Annotated in this window: 11 protein-coding genes and 1 other RNA gene; 6 read left to right on the top strand and 6 right to left on the bottom strand. The window is 62.2% G+C overall.

Features of this window, described 5'->3' with window-relative positions; genetic code table 11:
• Window positions 1–10 precede the first annotated feature (10 nt).
• The 6 genes from H9642_RS03320 to H9642_RS03295 all read left to right on the top strand — a co-directional run bounded on the left by H9642_RS03320 (window position 11) and on the right by H9642_RS03295 (window position 6422).
• Window positions 11–343 (top strand): PA2433 domain-containing protein, encoded by a 333-nt coding sequence (locus H9642_RS03320; protein ID WP_251834974.1) that lies wholly within the window; start codon window positions 11–13, stop codon window positions 341–343.
• 59 nt (window positions 344–402) lie between these two features.
• A complete protein-coding gene (locus H9642_RS03315) occupies window positions 403–651 on the top strand; it encodes a PA2433 domain-containing protein (protein ID WP_251834973.1) in 249 nt (82 codons plus the stop codon).
• Window positions 652–756: 105 nt separating this feature from the next.
• Window positions 757–1150, top strand: a transfer-messenger RNA (tmRNA) gene (gene ssrA / locus H9642_RS03310).
• Between the two features lie 166 nt (window positions 1151–1316).
• Complete coding sequence (gene imuA, locus H9642_RS03305; protein WP_251834972.1) at window positions 1317–1943, top strand: translesion DNA synthesis-associated protein ImuA; 627 nt, start codon at window positions 1317–1319, stop codon at window positions 1941–1943.
• A 7-nt stretch (window positions 1944–1950) separates the two neighbouring features.
• The gene (locus tag H9642_RS03300) at window positions 1951–3357 is read left to right on the top strand and encodes a Y-family DNA polymerase (protein ID WP_251834971.1); all 1407 of its coding nucleotides are present in this window, start codon (window positions 1951–1953) and stop codon (window positions 3355–3357) included.
• On the top strand, window positions 3354–6422 hold the full coding sequence (locus tag H9642_RS03295) for an error-prone DNA polymerase (protein ID WP_251834970.1): 3069 nt from the start codon (window positions 3354–3356) through the stop codon (window positions 6420–6422). The genes H9642_RS03300 and H9642_RS03295 overlap by 4 nt, the downstream gene beginning before the upstream one ends.
• Window positions 6423–6499: 77 nt before the next feature.
• Here the strand turns inward: H9642_RS03295 and H9642_RS18365 are convergent, their stop codons facing one another.
• Genes H9642_RS18365 through H9642_RS03265 form a run of 6 tightly spaced genes read right to left on the bottom strand, consistent with a single transcriptional unit; the run spans window position 6500 to window position 14183 of the window.
• Window positions 6500–8893 carry a hybrid sensor histidine kinase/response regulator gene (locus tag H9642_RS18365; protein WP_251834969.1) on the bottom strand — a complete coding sequence of 798 codons (2394 nt, stop codon included), beginning with the start codon at window positions 8891–8893 and terminating at the stop codon, window positions 6500–6502.
• Window positions 8890–10134 (bottom strand): EAL domain-containing response regulator, encoded by a 1245-nt coding sequence (locus H9642_RS03285; protein WP_251834968.1) that lies wholly within the window; start codon window positions 10132–10134, stop codon window positions 8890–8892. The genes H9642_RS18365 and H9642_RS03285 overlap by 4 nt, the downstream gene beginning before the upstream one ends.
• A 17-nt stretch (window positions 10135–10151) precedes the next feature.
• Window positions 10152–11201: a protein-glutamate methylesterase/protein-glutamine glutaminase gene (locus H9642_RS03280; RefSeq protein ID WP_251834967.1), complete on the bottom strand. Its 1050-nt coding sequence runs from the start codon at window positions 11199–11201 to the stop codon at window positions 10152–10154.
• Window positions 11198–12025: a CheR family methyltransferase gene (locus tag H9642_RS03275; protein ID WP_251834966.1), complete on the bottom strand. Its 828-nt coding sequence runs from the start codon at window positions 12023–12025 to the stop codon at window positions 11198–11200. The genes H9642_RS03280 and H9642_RS03275 overlap by 4 nt, the downstream gene beginning before the upstream one ends.
• An 11-nt stretch (window positions 12026–12036) precedes the next feature.
• Entirely contained in the window at window positions 12037–12558 is a 522-nt protein-coding gene (locus H9642_RS03270; RefSeq protein WP_251834965.1) for a chemotaxis protein CheW, read from the bottom strand.
• 8 nt (window positions 12559–12566) lie between these two features.
• The gene (locus H9642_RS03265; protein WP_251834964.1) at window positions 12567–14183 is read right to left on the bottom strand and encodes a methyl-accepting chemotaxis protein; all 1617 of its coding nucleotides are present in this window, start codon (window positions 14181–14183) and stop codon (window positions 12567–12569) included.
• Between the last annotated feature and the right edge of the window lie 41 nt (window positions 14184–14224).

Raw genomic sequence — 14224 nt, 5'->3', positions numbered from 1 at the left:
GGAGTCCACCATGAAACGCATAGCGTGCTTACTCATCGCCGCTTGGCTCACTGCTCCGGCATTTGCCGCCGACGATCGCTGCTCCGCCAACCTCCAGCAAATCAATGACGATAAAGCCACCAAGATTACGGTCGGCGATCCCATGACTACCCAAATCGAGATGCTGGAACAACAAGCCCAGGAAGCGCAAAGCGCAGGTGATACCGAAGGTTGTATCGCCTCGAGCGAACGCGCCCTGCAAATGCTGGACAGCGCCAACCGTCAAGGTTCCGGTGAGGGCAGCGGCTCCGGAGGTGCGAATGGCGGCACGGGCGGTGGTGCGGGTGGCGGCGCTGGGCAGTAAGCCCGCGCGCCCACACCGCAGACTATTCCCACCCAGCCGCTCTTTGCGTGAGGTGATTTATGCGCCGTTTAATGCTTACCCTTGCAGCCGTGTTGATCAGCTCTTCGGCATGGGCCATGCACTGTCCTCAAGACATGGCCCGTATCGATGCCCAGCTCAGCAGCGATCCACCCAGCGATCCCGCCGTCCTCGCACAGGTGCAGAAGTTGCGCGCCGAAGGCGAAACGCTGCACAACGAAGGCAAACACGAGGAGTCCATTCAAGTGCTGGAACAGGCCCAAAGCCTGCTCGACGAGCATAAAAACTGACCAGCGGCCTTGAAAAAGATCTTCGTGCCCTTATCTTGATGACAAGCGTTCGACGCAGTGACGCCTTTGGCGTACACTGCGCCAACGTTGTCACCACAACGTTTTGGGGCCGATTAGGATTCGACGCCGGTTGCGAAACTCTAGGTGCATGCCGAGTTGGTAACAGAACTCGTAAATCCACTGTTGCAACTTCTTATAGTTGCCAATGACGAAACCTACGGGGATTACGCTCTCGCTGCGTAAGCAGCCTTAGCCCTTCCCCCCTGGTCGCTTCGGCGCCAGCAATCATCAGGGGATGCCTGTAAACCCAAAATGATTGTCATATAGAACAGGATCGCCGCGTAGTACGTTGTGGACGAAACGGCTAAATATTACACAACTCGCCCAAAACACCCTGCCAATCGGGCGGTCGCGGGTTAACTCAGTAGATCTGGCTAAGCATGTAGTACCGACAGCGGAGTACTGGCGGACGGGGGTTCAAATCCCCCCGGCTCCACCAAACAAACAAAAGACGTCTTCGGACGTCTTTTTTTGTGCCCGGATTCCGGGGTTGGTGGGCGGTGCTGGCGATCCCCCAACAACTGGTCCGGCATTTATCGCCACTGCTTGACCGGTTCTTGGTCAAACGAAATACTGTACCTATATACAGTATCCAGGTACTTAGCATGTCCTCCGTGGTCGCCCTTGATCACCTGCTCGATACGCGTCGTGTCTGGCGTGGCCAAGCCGTCGTTTCGCACTCCGCCCGCCAGCCCACCGGGCACACTGAGCTAGACGCCGCCCTGCCCGGTGGTGGCTGGCCGGACGCTGCGCTGAGCGAAATTCTCGTCGTTGCCACCGGCCTGGGCGAGCTGCGTCTGCTGTGGCCGACCCTGGCACGCCTCACCGCTGCCGGCGAGCGTGTGGTGCTGGTCGATCCGCCCCATGTTCCCTACCCGCACGCCTGGCTGGCGGCGGGCGTCGATCTGCGTCACCTGAGCATCGTCCAGGCCCGTGGCCGCGACGCCCTCTGGGCCGCCGAGCAGTGTCTGCGCTCGGGCTGCTGCGGCGCTGTGTTGTGCTGGCCAAAACAGGCCGATGACCGCGCCCTGCGTCGCTTGCAGATTGCTGCGGAGACCGGCCAGACCCCGGCTTTTGCTTATCGCTCGCTGGACGAAGCGGCCAATCCCTCGCCCGCCGCCCTGCGCCTGGCAGTGGACCCGCAGCAGGTGCGTATCCTCAAGTGTCGCGGCGGCCTGGTCCCGGCCCGGCCGATTGCCACAGCGGCCTTCGCTGCCGCCAGCGGACGCTGACGTCGTCATGCGCTGGGCCTGTATTCTGCTCCCGCAACTGGCCATGGATGGCGAGCTGCGCCAACGTGCAAACCCAGACACGCCCTTGGTCTTGCTGGCCGGTCCGGCGCAGCGGCGCAGGCTGCAGGCGGTCAATCCGGCAGCGCGCGCCCTTGGTCTGAAGCCGGGCCAATCCCTCACGTCCGCCCAGGCACTCAGCCAGAATTTCGCAACCGCCCCATACGACCTGGCGGCGATTGAGCGTTGCCAACAGTTTCTGGCTGCCTGGGGGTACCGCTACAGCGCCCAGGTCAGTCTGCATTATCCGCGCTGCCTGCTGCTCGAAGTGCAATCCAGCCTGGGCCTGTTCGGCCCCTGGCCGCGCTTCGAAGCGCGCCTGCGCAAAGAGTTGACCACTCTGGGCTTCCGCCACCGCATTACCCTCGCGCCTAATCCCGCTGCCGCGCGAGCGCTGGCCAATGTTCATGATGGCCTGGCAGTGGACGACGGAAACGCACTGCATCAGGCACTAGGCCAGTTGCCGGTGGATCGTATCGGGCTCTCCCGCGAGGTTGCCGCCGCGCTCTCCCGCATGGGCGTGCGCAACCTCGCGCAGGTTCTCACCCTGCCTCGCGACGGCCTGGCCAAACGCTTTTCTGCCGAGGTGCTGATTCAGCTGGACAGGCTGCTCGGACAGCGTCCGCTGGCGATGGAGTTCTACCGGCCGCCGGATGTGTTCGAGGGGCGCATCGAGCTGAACTTCGAAGTCGAGTCGCACCAGGCGCTGCTCTTCCCTCTGCGCCGGCTGACCGCCGATCTCGCCGCTTACCTGGCGGGGCGCGACAGCGGCGTGCAGCGTTTCATCCTGCACCTGGAGCACCGCAACCGACCTGACAGTCAGGTGCCGGTCGGCCTGCTGAGCGCCGAGCGCGAAGCCGCCATGCTCTTCGAGCTGACACGGGGTCGCCTAGAACAGCAGCAACTGCCGGCACCGGTTCTGGCAGTACGGCTGGTCGCCCATGACTTGCCACCGTTCGTGCCGGAACACCGCGTGATGTTCGAGGAACGTCCACAGCAATCGCTGCCCTGGGAACAGCTGCGCGAACGGCTGCGTGCCCGTCTTGGCGACGACGCCGTGCAAGGGCTTGGCGCCCGCGCCGACCATCGTCCCGAGCGGACCTGGAGCAGCCGGTGGGCAGACGTGACGCTGCCGCCCTGCGGCCCCCGCCCCGGCTGGCTGTTGACCGAGCCGCAGCCACTGCGCGAAGGCACCGTGAAGCTATTGAGTGGCCCGGAGCGCATCGAATCCGGCTGGTGGGACGGCGGCGATGTGCGCCGCGACTATTACCTGATCGAAACCCGCGCTGGCCAGCGTGGCTGGGCCTTCAGGACGGTGGGCGACGGGTCACTGATGCTCCACGGGTGGTTCGCATGAGCGACTACGCCGAGCTGCATTGCCTGTCGAACTTCAGCTTCCAGCGCGGCGCCTCCAGCGCATCTGAGCTGTTCGAGCGTGCCGCCCGTCTCGGCTACAGCGCCCTGGCAATCACCGACGAGTGTTCGCTGGCCGGCATCGTGCGCGCTTGGCAGGCAGCCAAAGAGCATAATCTGCCCCTGATCGTCGGCAGCGAAATGCGCATCGAGGACGGCCCGAAGCTAGTGCTGCTGGTCGAGAACCTGGTCGGCTATCAGACGCTGTGCCGGCTGATCACCCAGGCCCGACGCCGTGCCGAAAAAGGCCGTTATCGCCTGCTGCGCGAGGACTTCGACGCACCACTGGACGGGTTGCTGGCCATCTGGCTACCGGACAATGACGCTGGGCAGGCCACCTGGCTGCGGGGCTGCTTCCCGCAGCGACTTTGGCTGGGCGTGGAACTGCACCGCGGTGCGGACGATGCAGCGCGTCTGCAGCACATGCTGGAAATAGCCACTTCCCGCGACCTGCCGGCCGTCGCTTGCGGCGATGTGCACATGCACGCCCGCGGGCGCCGAGCCCTGCAGGACTGCATGACTGCCATCCGTCATCACCTGGCGGTCAGCGAGGCCGGCGCCCACCTGCACCCCAACGGCGAACGTCATTTACGCCGCCGCGAGGAGCTGGTCGAGCTCTACCCGCCCGAGTTGCTCGCCGAAACCCTGCGCATTGCCGAACGCTGCACGTTCGAGCTGGGCCAGTTGCGCTATCAGTACCCGCAAGAGCTCGTCCCCGCCGGACACACTGCGACCAGTTGGCTGCGTGAACTGGTCGATCAGGGAGCGCGCGCGCGCTGGCCGGATGGGGTGCCGGAAAAAGCCTGGGCGCTGATCGATCATGAATTGGCGCTGATCGCCGAACTGAAGTACGAAAGCTACTTTCTGACCGTCCATGACATTGTCCGCTGGGCTCGCGCACAGGGCATTCTCTGCCAGGGGCGCGGCTCGGCAGCCAATTCAACGGTGTGTTTTGCACTGAGCATCACCGAGCTGGACCCGTCGCGCAGCCGGCTGCTGTTTGAGCGTTTCCTGTCCCATGAGCGCAACGAGCCACCGGATATCGACGTCGATTTCGAGCACGAGCGCCGCGAGGAAGTCATCCAGTACATCTTCCACCGCTACGGCCGGGAGCGCGCAGCGCTCACCGCGGTGGTGAGCACCTACCATGGCGCCGGTGCGGTACGTGATGTGGCCAAGGCGCTTGGCCTGCCACCCGATCAAATCAATGCACTGGCCGACTGTTGCGGGCGCTGGAGCAATCAACCGCCGGCTGCCGAACGCCTGATGGAGGCCGGCTTCGATCCGAAAAACCCGCTGTTACATCGGGTGCTGACGCTTACCGGCGAGTTGATCGGCTTTCCTCGCCATTTGTCCCAGCACCCGGGCGGCTTTGTCATTTCCGAGCAACCGCTGGCCACCCTGGTGCCGGTAGAGAACGCCACCATGGCCGAGCGGACGGTGATCCAGTGGGACAAGGACGATCTGGATCTGGTCGGTCTGCTCAAGGTCGACGTGCTTGCCCTTGGCATGCTCAGCGCACTGCGCCGCTGCTTCAACCTGATCAAGCGGTATCGCGGCACGCGCTGGACCCTGGCCACCCTGCCCCAGGAGGACCCGGCCACCTACCGCATGATCAGCCGCGCCGACACCATCGGCGTATTCCAGATCGAGTCGCGGGCGCAGATGGCCATGCTGCCGCGCATGCGCCCGCAGACTTTCTACGATCTGGTGATCCAGGTGGCCATCGTGCGTCCCGGGCCGATCCAGGGCGACATGGTCCATCCCTACCTGCGCCGGCGCAACGGCGAGGAGCCGGTACTCTACGCCTCGGAGGAACTGGTCCCGGTATTCGAGCGCACCTTGGGCGTACCGTTGTTCCAGGAACAGGTCATGGAGCTGGCCATGGTTGCCGCTGATTACACCCCGGGCGAAGCCGACGAGCTGCGCCGCAGCATGGCCGCCTGGAAACGCCATGGCGGCCTGGAAAAACACCGTGAGCGGCTGACCGAGCGCATGCTCGCCAAACAGTACCCACCCGAATTCATCGCGCGCATCTTCGAGCAGATCAAGGGCTTTGGCAGCTACGGTTTTCCCGAATCCCACGCGGCCAGCTTTGCGCTGCTCAGCTACGCCAGCAGTTGGCTGAAATGCCACGAGCCAGCCGCCTTCGCCTGCGCGCTGGTGAACAGCTGGCCGATGGGCTTCTACAGCCCCGATCAGGTGCTGCAGGACGCCCGTCGCCATGGTATCGACGTGCGCCCCGTTGATGTGTGTTGCAGCGACTGGGATTGCAGCCTGGAGGATGCCGGCGGCCCGCAACCGGCAATCCGCCTGGGGCTACGCATGATTCGCAGCTTTCGCCAGGCCGATGCACAGCGCATTGAGGCGGCTCGTCAGGCGGGTCCCTTCATGTCGGTCGAAGACCTGAGCCTGCGCGCCGGCCTTGACGCTGTCGCCCGCGAACGCCTGGCCGATGCCGGCGCCTTGCGCGACCTGGCCGGGCACCGTCATCGGGCGCGCTGGGCCGTGGCGGGAGTAACCCCTCAACTACCACTGTTTGCCGGTCTTTCGGCCGACGAGGAGGCATCAGTAAGCCTGCCACTGCCCACGGTGGGAGAGGACATGTTCACCGATTACGCAACCTTGGGCACTACCCTGGGCCCACACCCGCTGACGCTGCTGCGTGGCCAGCTCAAGGCCATGCGCTGTCGGAGCTCGCGGGAGTTACTCGCGGCCGAACCTGGCCCGCCAATCAGCGTTGCCGGCCTGGTTATCGGCCGTCAACGTCCCCAGACCGCCAGCGGCGTGGTCTTCGTGACCCTGGAAGATGAATTCGGACTGGTGAATGTGATCGTCTGGCACGACCTAGCAGAGCGCCAGAGACGACCACTGGTGCAAGCACAGCTACTGCGCGTCGACGGTCATCTGGAAGCGGCGGATGGCATACGCCATGTCATCGCCGGCCGATTGACCGACCTTTCCCCGCTTCTGACCGGCCTGGAGGTGCGCAGTCGAGATTTTCGGTGACGGCCGGTGATGTTATTGACAACGCGACTCCTTGCCCGGGGTCGGCGCACGGAGGGTTATTTCATCCGCCTTTGCCCTCAAGAGGCCAGCCCAGCCTTGATCGCCTTCAACAATCGGTCGAATTCAGCAACGAAACGCTCATACATCCCGCCCCAGGCACGCCCTTCCTGCAGGCACAGCTCCAGATCCACGCTGAGTTCCTGCAAGCGCTCAGCGCCTAGAGTGGCGGCCATTGACTTGAATCGATGCAGCGATTCCTGCGCGTCCGCGAATTGCTGTTGAGTCAGGTTGGCGTAGAGCTTGTCCGCCACATCCGCGTGATCATCGACAAAGCGGTGCAGCAGACTGCGGTACAACTCATGATTGTTGAGCAGACGTCCCAGTGCGGCATGCTGCTCGAGGCCTGGAATGGCGGGTAATCCCCCCTCGGCCGGGATAGGAACGCGCAGAGCGAGGGTCTGTTGTGATCGTCGGCCCAGCCAGCGCTCGAGCACGGACTCGAGGTGTTGCGGGTCGATGGGTTTGGCCAGGTAGTCGCTCATGCCCGCTTGCAAGCAGCGTTCGCGGTCGCCGCTGAGGTTGTTGGCGGTCATGGCGATGACGGGGAGATCCGGATGGCCGGGGCGCAACCTGCGTATGGTTTCCAGTCCATCCATAACAGGCATTTGGATGTCCAATAGAACCAGATCGATGCTCGGGTCACTTGCCAGTTGCCGCAAGGCCTCGGCGCCGTTTACCACCGAGGTGACCCGCAGCTCCAGTGCCGCTAACAGTTCACCCGCGACCTCGCGATTCAGCGGGTCATCCTCGACTAGCAGAACGTGCCGGCCCCGCACGGATGGCATAGTGAGCACATCGCCATAGTCTTCTTCCGGCACTAGGGGCGTTCCAGGTGCAATTTCTAGGGTGAGCAGAAACCCGAACAAGCTGCCAGCCCCTAGCTCACTGCGGATCACCAACTGCCCACCCAACAGGGTCACCAACTGCGCGCTGATGGCCAGCCCCAAACCTGTGCCGCCGTAGCGGCGGGTCGTGGAGTCATCCAGTTGCTGAAAGGGCTTCAACATCTCATCCAGCCGGTCGGCAGGGATGCCGATGCCGCTGTCTTGCACCTCGAAACACAGCCGGCAGTGACCCTCCCCCTGTTCTTGCTGGCGCACTCGCAACGTGATGCTGCCGCGCTCGGTGAACTTGATCGCGTTGTCCATGAAGTTGATCAGTATCTGCACAATGCGCAGCGGGTCGCCAAAGAACAGCCCTGGCAATTGCGGGTCCACATCTACAACGAGCTGCAGCGGCTTGTCCCTGGCACGCTCCCACACGATGTCCACCGCGCTGTCCAGCAGACGCTGCAGGGAGAATTCCACCCGCTCGGCCTGCATTTCTCCGGCCTCCAGCTTGCTGAAGTCGAGGATATCGCCGACCACGTTCTGCAAGTGCTCTGCCGATTTGATGATCTTGTCCAGATAGGTGTTCACCTTGAACTCAGAGTTTGCGCGCCGGGCCAGGTGCGTGAGTCCCACCACTGCGTTGAGGGGCGAACGAATCTCGTGGCTCATGTTCGCCAGGAAATTGGCCTTGGCCTGCGTAGCGGTCTCGGCTTGCTCCTTGGCCTCCATCAGCTCGGCGGTTCGCTCCTGGACCTGCCTGTCGAGATCAGTGGCCAAGCTCGCCAACGCGTGCCGTACACGTGCCTGCTCAGTCTCATCGATGGCCAGGCTGCCCAAGGCTCGTGGTTGGCCATTCGTGTCATGAATCGGAAATGAAATCAGCCGGTAGGCTCTGAAATCAGGATGCTCCACCTCGCCGGTTTCAAAATGCCGTGTTTGAGGAGCTTCTGAGTGCAGCGTGTCTCGCTGTATCTGCCAGAGAACACGCGTTAATGGGGGTAGCTCGTTGCCGGGGTTAATGTCCGACAGGTTGAGGCTACCCCATCGGGCAACCTCCTCAGACTTCAAGGTCGCCCGGTTCTCGAACTTCACCTGGCCCGTCAGGCCACGAATGCGCACCATCAGAGGCAGATGGTTGAGTACCTGGTGATAGAGCACCTCGCGCTCAGCGAGATGCTTGCGGTTTCGCCGCGTCCACAACGTCAGCCAGATCACCAAAGCAATGGCCACGGCGCAGAGTGTCAGTATCAGGTTTCGGGCAAGCCGATGCGTGTCGCGCAACAACTGCAAATCGTGCTCTACATGCAGGCCCAGCTCGAGTTCGTCCAGCCATAGCGTTGCGCCTGTCTGGGGAGCACTGCTGTAGTCGAGCTGATTCTCGGCATAGCCTACCGTGCCCAGTGGGCGCCGGTTGCCGGCCTCGTCCACTGCGAATACGCGTACCTTTTCGCGTAACTGCGCGGCATCACAGTCGCCGAACTTGCCCTCCACCGCCTGCAGGGTCGCTAGGGTGATCAGTACCAGTAGCAGGCACGCGCCTGCCGGAGCGAGCAGCCAGGAACACCTTGTACCCTGCTTCACCCGTCAATCCACTGCGCAAGTGACGTGAGCCCCGCATGCCGCTGATGCCAGCCAGCCAGCTGCTCGCCTGGCATCGGGCGTGAAAAAAAGTAGCCCTGGCCGGAATGACAGTCGAGTGATTCCAGCAACAAAAGATCTTCAGGGTGCTCGATACCTTCGGCAACACAGGGCAAACCAAGCTTGTGCCCCATCTCGATGGCTGAGCACAAAATAGCCCGCGCTCGCTGGTTCTTGTGCGCCTCGCGGATAAAGGCATGATCGATTTTGAGTTCGGTAAAGGGCAAACGCGAAAGCTGGCGTAAGGTGGAAAATCCAGTGCCATAGTCGTCGATCGAAAGACCAAAACCTGCCAGACGCAAGCGACCCACCGAAGCCAGGGTGAGCATCGGATCGTTCATCAAGGCACTCTCGGTCACTTCCAGCACCAGTTGGCTCGGCTGGCAGCCGGCCGCAGCCACCCGATGGATCAGCTCATCAGCAAAATGGCGGTCGGCCAGGAGACTGATATCGACATTGAGCGCCATGCTGATCGAGTCATCCGTCAGTCCCAACAGATCTTGCAGAACCTGCTCCACAAGGCTGAACGTCAATTTGCCGAGCAATCCGCAGCCCGTTGCCAGAGGAATGAAGTCGGCCGGGTGAATCAATTCGCCGTCAGGCTCCACCCAACGCGCCAGCACCTCGTACCCCGTCACGCGCCCGCTCTGCAAGTGCACCTTGGGCTGGTAAAAAGGGTGGATGAAGCCCCGCTCAATCGCCACATCGAGTTCGGCCTCGTCCGGCGAGCGCCGTGACAAGACACGGCGCCTTGAGCCAGCTCGTCTCTCGCCCGCGGTGGATAGCAGCCGGTGCAGGTCCTGCCCCACGATGGGCTTTTGCAAGCTACCCAGCAACGGCATATCCGCCGCCTGCAGCATGCCCTCAACGGTAGAAATCAGCGCTTCCTCACGCCCACTGATGATCAGCACTTCGGCGAGAATATGTTCCTCAATCAAGCGCTGCAGCAGCTCAATGCCATTCATGACCGGCATTTCCAGATCGATCAGCAGCAGCGGCAATTCATCGCGGCACTCGCGCAAAAGCGCTAACGCAGCGTCCCCATCGGCAACCTGCTGAACGTTAGCGATTCCAAACTCCCTCAGCAATGCGCCAAGCAGTTCACGCTGGAAGGGGCTGTCTTCGACGATAAGTCCCTTTCGCTGCCGGACGGCATCGGGGAGTTCGGGCAACGCTGCACACATAGATCGTTCCGTTGATTTCATACTCTCTGCCCAAAATGGGCGATTCGCTCGGGTATCTCGTCCAGGCTACAAATCTGCGCGACCCCGCCAAGGCGGATGGCCTCCTTGGGCATGCCAAACACCACGCAGCTCTCTTCGTCTTGAGCCACGGTAAAGGCTCCGGCATCGCGCATGGCCTTCAACCCACGGGCGCCATCATCGCCCATGCCCGTCATAATGACACCGAGTGCGTTACTTCCCGCTGCCTTGGCAATCGAACGGAACAGGACGTCCACCGAAGGTTTATGCCGCGACACCGGCGGGCCATCCTGCACCGTTACCTGGTATTGCGCACCATTGCGGCGCACGCTCAGGTGCAAGCCGCCCGGCGCGATAAGGGCCCGCCCCGGCATGACGCGATCGCCATCCTGGGCCTCACGAACGTCTATTTCACAGCCGGCATTGAGCCGCTGGGCGAACTGCCGGGTGAAGTTGGCCGGCATGTGCTGGACGATCACCAACCCCGTGCAGTCCTTGGGCAGTTGCTTGAGGAGAAACTCCAGCGCCCGGGTTCCACCCGTTGAGGTTCCGATCGCAACGATGGCATCGGTGGTGCGGCCCAGTGCAGCGACATTGGCCAGCGGTGCAACGCTACGCGCCTCGGCTTTCATCGTGCGGCCTATCCTGCGCATGCGGCTGGACGCTGCCTGACGCACCGTCTGCACCAGTTGCGCGCGCTGCTCCTGAAGGAACTGACTCACCCCTGCCCCAGGCTTGCACAGGATCGCCACCGCGCCGGCATCCATGGCATCCAGCGCCACCGCCGAGCCTTGTTCGGCCAGGGAGGAAAACACAATGGTGGGGATAGGGTCCTCCAGCATCAGCTGACGCAAAAAGGTCAGCCCGTCCATGCGCGGCATTTCCACATCAACAACCAGCACATCGGGACGCAGGGTGCGCAGCTTCTGGAACGCGAACAGCGGATCAGGTGCGACACCAATCACGTCGATGTCCGGTTCTGCCTCCAGTTGCTCACGCAACAACGAGCGCACCACCGCCGAATCGTCGACGATCATGACCTTGATCATGCCGACACCCTGTGCACCGCGCGCTGTTCAGTGTTTCGATACACCGACGGCGCTAGTTGCTGCAGCGGCAAACGAATGCCGGCCAGGGACTCGCAATGCCCGGTGATCAACCACCCGCCTGGACGCAACGCTGCGCAGAGGTTGTCGATCACCCGTTGACGCGTCGGCTGGTCGAAATAAATCAGAACGTTACGCAGAAAAATCACATCGAAGCCTCCAGCCTCGGGCCAGGAATGCAGCAGGTTATGCTGCTCAAAGCGCACCCGCTCGCGCAGTTCCCGATCCACCATCATCATGCCCTGATAAGCCCCCGTGCCACGCCGGCAATAGCGCTTGAGGTACTCCACCGGCAGCAGCTCCAGGCGTTCCATGCGATACAGCCCACGACTTGCCTGGCTCAGAGCGCGGCCACAAATATCGCTGGCCACCAGCTGCCAGCCGTCCAGGCCCAACTGGTCGGCGAGCACCATCGCCAGGCTATAAGGTTCCTCCCCGGTTGAAGCCGCCGCGCACCAGATCCTGGTCGGGCGCTCCTTGAGGCTGGGCAGTATCTGGTTCTTGAGCCGGGCGAAATGCGCCGGCTCACGGAAAAAGTAGGTTTCGTTAGTGGTCAGGCGATCGAGCATTTCGCTGCGCTCCGCCGTACCTTCAGCACTGAACACGTAAGCGAGGTAGGCCTCGAAATCATCCAGCCCCAGCGCCTCTACCCGGCGCCATAGCCGGCTTACCACCATCGCGCTTTTTTGCGCATTGATGACAATGCCAGCGGTTTCGTAGACCCATTCCTGGATCCTGCGCAAAGACGCGGGGCTGAGCGACAGCATGGACATATCCCCTAATCAGCAGCCGTAGCTGCGCCGGCAGGGTCTGCGCCTGCTTCGATGAGCGCTTCCAGCTCGGCCATGGACAGCACCGAGGCGATATCGAGGATTGGTATGAAGCCCTGTTCGCGACGCAGCATGCCGATGACGAAGTCATTGCGCAGACCAATACCGAACTGCGGCTTGCGCTCCACTTCGGCCGGTTCCACTTCACGCACCTCGGTCACGCCATCGACCAGCACACCCAGCATGTGCAGGGTGTCGCCCTGCGCCACCTCCACCACCACGATGCAGGTGCGACGATTGATGCCGGTGGGTGCGCGATCAAAGCGCACCGACAGGTCCAGCACCGGCACCACCGCGCCGCGCAGATTGATCACCCCATGCATGAAGCGAGGCGCCAGCGGAATCGCTGTCACACCCGGGTATTCAATGATTTCGCGGATAGCGTGAATCCCCACGCCATAGGTCTCACCGCCCAGATTGAACATCAGGTACTGACGTACCAATTCGAGATTTTCCTCGGACTCGGCCATGGAACACCTCAAAAATTAACGAAGAGTTTTTCGTCGACGGTATCCGTCACCGCAACGGTCTTGGAGACGCCACGCTTGGCCACTGGGCGCGCGCTGCGCGCTGCGGTCGGCACACGCTCGCTACGCTGTTCCGTGGTGAAGAACTGCATAACGCTCTGCAGCTGCAGGGCCTGACTGCTCATTTCTTCAGCGGTGGCGGAGAGCTCTTCAGAGGCCGAAGCGTTGGCCTGGGTGGTCTTGGAAAGCTCGACGATGGCGCCATTGATCTGATCGATACCCGAACGCTGCTCCTGAGACGCAGCGGCGATTTCCTTGACCAGGTCAGCGGTGCGGCCGATCGAGGGCAGCATCTCTTCCAGCAAGGTGCCGGCACGCTCGGACATCCTCACGCTGGAGCCGGCCAGTGCACCGATTTCCTGTGCAGCCACCTGGGAGCGCTCGGCCAGCTTGCGCACCTCGGCCGCCACCACAGCGAAGCCCTTGCCATGGTCGCCGGCACGTGCCGCCTCGATGGCCGCATTCAGCGCCAACAGGTTGGTCTGGTAGGCGATGTCGTCGATGATGCTGATCTTGTCCGCGATGGACTTCATGGCATCGACCGTCTCGCGTACCGCATTGCCACCTTCTTTGGCGGACGTGGCGGACTGCGTGGCCATGCTGTCGGTAAGGCCCGCATTCTCGGCGTTTTGGGTGACGGTGGCAGCGGTTTCCTCGATGGATGCGCTGATCTCTTCGACGCTGGACGCCTGCTCGGTGGCGTTTTGGCTCAGGGTTCCGGAAGAAGCAGACACCTGCTCGGACGCGGAGGCCAGCGAATCGGCGGATGACGTAACTTGGCCAATAACGTCGGTCAGGCGCTGCACCATGCCGCTCATGGCGGCCAGCAGGCTGTCTTCGTCGCCCTTGCGCACATTCACCTTTACCGTCAGGTCGCCATCGGCGATGCGACTCACCACGTCACGGGCATAGTCCGGTTCGCCGCCGATCTGGCGCACGACGATACGGGTCAGGAACAGGCCGAAGCCGATCGCGAACAGGGTGGCCAGCGCAATGAGAATAGCCATGACGATCTTCATCGAAGCCACGGTATCCCGAGCACTCTGATCGGCGGCCGCGCCTTGTTGCAGCATCTCGCCAACCAGCGCACCAAAGTCGGTTTCGATTTGGTGGTTTACCGCGCGCAGTGATCCGTTCAACAGCTGCAATCCGTCTAAGCTACGCCCTTGCCGGGCCAGTCTCACCGCGTCCTGCACCCCCTCGATGTAGGCATTCAGCCCCTTCTGGATCTTGTCTGCGATGACGTTCTCCTCTTTGGTCACCGCCGTTTTGCGGTAATCGTCGAAAGCAGCCTGGGAAAGCTGGCGGTATTCAATGGCCCGCTGAATGTTGTTTTCACGCTCCTCGCCTTCCTGGGTCAAGAAGCGAAGTGCGGTACGGCTGTAGACCAGGTATTCGCGAAAGGCGATTTGCGCTTTCGAGGTCGCCACCAAGTTGTTCTCATACATCCGGTGCAGCGAATTGCCGACCGAGATGAGGTTACTCAGGCTGTAAAGGCCCATTCCCGCAGCAATCAGCGCCAGGGTAAAGAATGCGCTGAGCAACTTTTTAGCCAGACTGAGTTTCATGAACCAATTCATCGTTACGCCTCAAGCTTGAAATCGAAAAA

Origin of the sequence: Serpens gallinarum (genome assembly GCF_014836765.1) — a bacterium.
In the GTDB taxonomy this organism is placed as follows: domain Bacteria; phylum Pseudomonadota; class Gammaproteobacteria; order Pseudomonadales; family Pseudomonadaceae; genus Serpens; species Serpens gallinarum.
The sequence above is the reverse complement of the archived record's forward strand: the minus strand, read 5'-3'. Positions and strand labels throughout refer to the sequence as shown.

Coding starts and splice junctions, on each gene's coding strand:
- H9642_RS03320 (WP_251834974.1), top strand. CDS start 11: ATGAAACGCATAGCGTGCTTACTCATCGCCGCTTGGCTCACTGCTCCG.
- H9642_RS03295 (WP_251834970.1), top strand. CDS start 3,354: ATGAGCGACTACGCCGAGCTGCATTGCCTGTCGAACTTCAGCTTCCAG.
- H9642_RS03265 (WP_251834964.1), bottom strand. CDS start 14,183: ATGAAACTCAGTCTGGCTAAAAAGTTGCTCAGCGCATTCTTTACCCTG.
- H9642_RS03280 (WP_251834967.1), bottom strand. CDS start 11,201: ATGATCAAGGTCATGATCGTCGACGATTCGGCGGTGGTGCGCTCGTTG.
- H9642_RS03285 (WP_251834968.1), bottom strand. CDS start 10,134: ATGTGTGCAGCGTTGCCCGAACTCCCCGATGCCGTCCGGCAGCGAAAG.
- H9642_RS03275 (WP_251834966.1), bottom strand. CDS start 12,025: ATGCTGTCGCTCAGCCCCGCGTCTTTGCGCAGGATCCAGGAATGGGTC.
- H9642_RS03270 (WP_251834965.1), bottom strand. CDS start 12,558: ATGGCCGAGTCCGAGGAAAATCTCGAATTGGTACGTCAGTACCTGATG.
- H9642_RS03300 (WP_251834971.1), top strand. CDS start 1,951: ATGCGCTGGGCCTGTATTCTGCTCCCGCAACTGGCCATGGATGGCGAG.
- imuA (WP_251834972.1), top strand. CDS start 1,317: ATGTCCTCCGTGGTCGCCCTTGATCACCTGCTCGATACGCGTCGTGTC.
- H9642_RS03315 (WP_251834973.1), top strand. CDS start 403: ATGCGCCGTTTAATGCTTACCCTTGCAGCCGTGTTGATCAGCTCTTCG.